The sequence below is a fragment of the Pseudomonas sp. WC1 genome (assembly GCF_050586565.1).
Classification (GTDB): domain Bacteria; phylum Pseudomonadota; class Gammaproteobacteria; order Pseudomonadales; family Pseudomonadaceae; genus Aquipseudomonas.
Genome location: NZ_JBOBDQ010000111.1, coordinates 1 through 3,343, shown reverse-complemented (window position 1 = coordinate 3,343; position 3,343 = coordinate 1). Strand labels below are relative to the sequence as shown.

Genomic DNA, 3,343 nt, shown 5'->3' with positions numbered 1-3,343 from the left:
GCGACGCCGTTTCAGTCCTATAAAAATCAGAAAAAGGAAAACATCGTGGCCGCTGATATCCAAGACAGCCGCTCCGCCCGCTTTGCCCTGCGCTGCTCCAACTGGGCCGAACGCTGGTTCCCCGATTCCTGGGTGTTCGCCGCCCTGGCCGTGATGCTGGTGGCCCTTGGCGCCCTGGCCATGGGCGGCAAGCCCACCGACACCGCCAAGGCTTTCGGTGACGGCTTCTGGAGCCTGATCCCGTTCACCATGCAGATGGCCTTCGTGGTCATCGGCGGCTATGTGGTGGCCAGCTCGCCACCTGCCGCCCGGCTGATCGACCGCCTGGCGCGGCTACCGAAAAACGGCCGCTCGGCGGTGTGCTGGGTGGCGCTGATCTCGATGCTCGCCTCCTTGCTCAACTGGGGCCTGTCGCTGGTGTTCGGCGGCCTGCTGGTGCGCGCCCTGGCGCGCCGCACCGACCTGAAGATGGACTACCGCGCCGCCGGCGCCGCCGCCTACCTGGGCCTGGGCGCGGTGTGGGCGCTGGGCCTGTCGTCGTCGGCCGCGCAGTTGCAGGCCAACCCGGCCAGCCTGCCGCCGTCGATCCTGTCGATCACCGGGGTGATCCCGTTCACCGAGACCATCTTCCTCTGGCAGTCCGGGGTGATGCTCGCCGCGCTGGTGATCGTCTCGCTGATCGTCGCCTATGCCACCGCGCCTGGCCCGAACAGCGCCCGCAGCGCGCAGGACTGTGGAGTGGACCCGAGCTTCAGCGCACCGCCTTCGCCCCAGCGCACGCGGCCGGGTGAATGGCTGGAATACAGCCCGATCCTGATCCTGCTGCTGGTGGCCCTGGCCGCCGGCTGGCTGTACCAGGAGTTCGCCACCAAGCCGGCGATCACCGCGATTTCCGGGCTGAACACCTACAACCTACTGTTCATCATGCTCGGTGCCTTGCTGCACTGGCGCCCGCGCAGCTTCCTCGATGCCGTGGCCCGCGCCGTGCCGACCACCACCGGGGTGCTGATCCAGTTCCCGCTGTACGGCTCGATCGCCGCCATTCTCACCCAGGTCAAGGGCGCGGACGCCCAGACCCTGGCCCACCATATCTCGCTGTTCTTCACCCAGATCGCCACCCATGACACCTACGCCTTGCTGATGGGTGTGTACTCGGCGGTGCTCGGCTTCTTTATTCCGTCTGGCGGTGGCAAGTGGATCATCGAGGCGCCGTACGTGATGCTGGTGGCCAACGACCTGCAATACCACCTGGGCTGGGCGGTGCAGATCTACAACGCCGCCGAAGCGCTGCCGAACCTGATCAACCCGTTCTACATGCTGCCGCTGCTGGGGGTGTTGGGGCTCAAGGCGCGTGACCTTATCGGCTTCTCGTTCGTGCAGTTGCTGGTGCATGTGCCGCTGGTGCTAGTGTTGCTGTGGGCACTGGGCACCACGTTGCAATATGTCCCGCCTGTAATGCCCTGATCAGGACGGTGGAAAACTGCAAGCGCCAAGGATCGGCGCTTGTGCAGCCCGCTGCCGGGAAATCGGAAAAAGCTGAATGATGGCAAATTGACGTCAATATGATGGCCACTTACTATGCGCGCCACTTTACGTTGATCACCAGGGACAGGCATGCCGGTACGTCTTCACGCAGCGCGCAATTATGCGCGCTTCGCATTTGTTGCAACATTGTGCAGCCCATTGGCCTGGGCCGTCTCACCGGGTGACCAGGACCTGATCCGCGAACGCCAGAACCGCCTGCTCGAAGAGCAGCAACGGCGCCTCGAAGACCTGCGCAACCTGCCCGGTGAAAGCGCGCAACCTACCCAGCAGCAACGGCCCGAAGACACCCGCTGTTTCGATATCCACACCATCGAGCTCAAAGGCGCCGACAGCCTGTCCGCCGCCGATCGCGACAGCCTGCTCAAGCCTTTCATCGACCAGTGCCTGGGCGTCACCCAGCTCAATGCCTTGCTCAAGGCGATCACCGACCATTACCTGGGCCGCGGCCTGGTCACCAGCCGCGCCTACCTGCCGCAGCAGGACCTGTCCTCGGGCCACCTGCAGGTGCTGGTGGTGGAGGGGCGCCTGGAAGGGCTGCGCCCGGACCCGGCCAGCGGCCTGAGCGAGCGCGAGCTGGCCATGGTTTTCCCCGGCGAAGCCGAGCAGCGCCTGAACCTGCGCGAAGTCGAGCAGATGGTCGACCAGCTCAACCGCCTGCCGTCGAACAAGGCACAGATGGAGCTGACCCCCGGCAAGGCCGTCGGTGGCAGCGAAGTGCTGGTGCGCAACACCCAGCAGAAGCCTTGGCGCGCCTCGCTGTCGCGCAACAATGAAGGCCAGCGCAGCACCGGTGAACAGATGCTCAACCTCGGCCTGGAATGGGACAGCCCGCTGGGCCTGGCCGACCAGCTGATGCTGCGCGGTGGCCACGACGTGGTCAGCGACCACACCCAGGGTTCGAAGAACGGCGTGCTGTACTACAACCTGCCGTGGGGCTGGTGGAACTTCAGCTACAGCTACAGCGAGAGCGAGTACCGCTCCCTGGCGCAGGCCAACGGCTTTGCCTTCAAGCAGACCGGCGACAGCCAGAACCACCAGCTGCGCGCCGAGCGCGTGGTGCACCGTGATGCCACCAGCAAGACCTCGCTGAATGCCGGCGTGGCCCACCTGCGCACCAACAACTACATCGAGGACAGCCGCCTGGAGGGCAGCAGCAACCGCCTGAGCGAGGCGCAGTTCGGCATCAACCACGGCCGCCGCCTGGGCAATGCCTTCGTCAACATCGACCTGGGTACCCAGCAGGGCACCGGCGCCTTCGATGCCCAGGACAACGCCCACCCGCGCCCGGGCCAACCGGTGGCGCGCTACCGCAAGTACAGCGCCACCGTCAGCTATGTACAGGGCTTTGAAGTGCTCGGCGAGCGCCTGAGCTTTACCAGCCTGGCCACCGGCCAGCGCAGCGAAGACGTGCTGTTCAGCCCGCAGCGCATCAGCCTTGGCGGGCTGTCGTCGGTACGCGGCCTGAAGGACCAGTCGTTGTCCGGCGACAGCGGTGGCTACTGGCGCAACGACCTGCGCTGGACCCGCCCGGTGAGCTGGCCGCTGCTGCAGCCGCTGGTGGCCGAGTACGGCCTGGGCCTGGGCTACGACCTGGGCGTGATCCGCAATGACCGCTACAACGGCCAGTACCACGGCCGTGCCAGCAGCCACTCGCTGGAGCTGTTCGCCCGCGGCCAGCATATGGCTGCCAGCGTGACCTTCGCTCACAGCCTGGAACGCCCCGACGTGCTGACCGAAAAGGAACGCCCGGTTTACTTCCGCCTCGACTTCTTCATCTGATCACCTGATTCACGAGATT

Annotated in this window: 2 protein-coding genes; both read left to right on the top strand. The window is 65.6% G+C overall.

All coding sequences use genetic code 11. The annotated features are described in order from the left end of the window. Window positions 1–45: 45 nt before the first annotated feature. On the top strand, window positions 46–1,464 hold the full coding sequence (locus tag ACQ4OD_RS26230; RefSeq protein WP_094012630.1) for a short-chain fatty acid transporter: 1,419 nt from the start codon (window positions 46–48) through the stop codon (window positions 1,462–1,464). Between the two features lie 150 nt (window positions 1,465–1,614). After that, entirely contained in the window at window positions 1,615–3,324 is a 1,710-nt protein-coding gene (locus ACQ4OD_RS26225; RefSeq protein WP_430945210.1) for a ShlB/FhaC/HecB family hemolysin secretion/activation protein, read from the top strand. Window positions 3,325–3,343 lie beyond the last annotated feature (19 nt).

Excerpts from the sequence above, each read along its gene's own strand:
- ACQ4OD_RS26225 (WP_430945210.1), top strand. The coding sequence starts at position 1,615 with ATGCCGGTACGTCTTCACGCAGCGCGCAATTATGCGCGCTTCGCATTT.